The organism is Campylobacter sp. IFREMER_LSEM_CL2127, from assembly GCF_025771745.1.
GTDB lineage: Bacteria > Campylobacterota > Campylobacteria > Campylobacterales > Campylobacteraceae > Campylobacter_D.
The window spans coordinates 1-1,146 of the sequence record NZ_JAKMQV010000029.1 but is presented as its reverse complement, the minus strand read 5'-3'; the positions used below and the strand labels follow the sequence as shown (position 1 = coordinate 1,146).

Annotated in this window: 1 protein-coding gene; it reads left to right on the top strand. The window is 28.6% G+C overall.

The features are described 5' to 3' along the window. Positions 1-177: 177 nt before the first annotated feature. Positions 178-1,146 (top strand): cache domain-containing protein (locus L8V77_RS07635; RefSeq protein ID WP_263707398.1); only part of this gene is annotated, 969 nt, incomplete at its 3' end.

The window sequence follows — 1,146 nt, the reverse complement described above, 5'->3', positions numbered from 1 at the left end:
AACTAAACCAAACCATAGTTTTGGTTTGGTTTTTTATTTCTTATTATATTTTTAATTACTTTATTTGCCTTTTTGTTAAATAGTTTTTTTACATTTAAATAGAATATTTTTTTATTAAAAATAATATAAGATAATTTTTATCTTGAACTACACAATCTATAAACAAGGATGATTTAGATGGGAAAAATTACCAAAACTCTAACAAGCAAACTTACTTTTTTTGTATTTTTAGCAATTATAGCTATTTTGTTTATAGCAAATGCTTTTAATTATATTGAAGTAAAACATGATGTACAAAAACTCATTAACGATATACAAATTAAAACCATGCAAGATGTTTTAAAAAGCTTTGATGATTACACTGCCTCAAGAAGTGATGCTATAAAAGCTGTTGCAGCTGAAATTCAAAAAAAACCTAATGCAAGTTTAGAGGAAATCTATACTATGGTTAAAGTCGCAAAAGAAGCAAGTCGTTTTGATGTTTTATATGTAGGACTTGCCAAAAACGGCGCAATGATTAGATCAAATGGAAATCATCAAATGCCTTCTGATGGATATGATCCAAGAACTAGAACTTGGTATACAAGCGTTAGCACTGGAGAAGATAAAGTTGTTGTTTCAAAACCTTATATAGCTCCAAGTCTAAAAGCTCCTTCTTTGGCTTTTTCATATCCTATTGTTGTAGATGGTAAATTTATAGGTGCAGTTGGTGGAAATTACGATTTAAATACTTTTTCAGATAATGTATTAGCAATGGGAAAATCACAAAGTGGTTATACAGTTGTTTTAGATGATGAAGGTACTGTATTGTTTCATGAGTCTTCAAAAGCATTGCTGACAAAAGATGATTTATCTCAAAACATTATAAAATCCTATCTTTCTACTCCAGAAGGTAAAAAAGGACAACTTTCCAATGAGCCTATGATTATTGAAGATGGAACTGCTCCACGCAAAGCAGTAATATGTCAAGAATCATCAACAGGATACAATGTATGTGTAATAGCAGATGAAAAAATTTATAAAGATCCGGTAAATAACGCTTTGATAAAACAAATCATTATAGGAACCATAAGCTTAATAATAGCTCTTGTAATCATAAGATTTATGATTAATTATAATTTATCTCCTCTCAAAAAAATACAAATC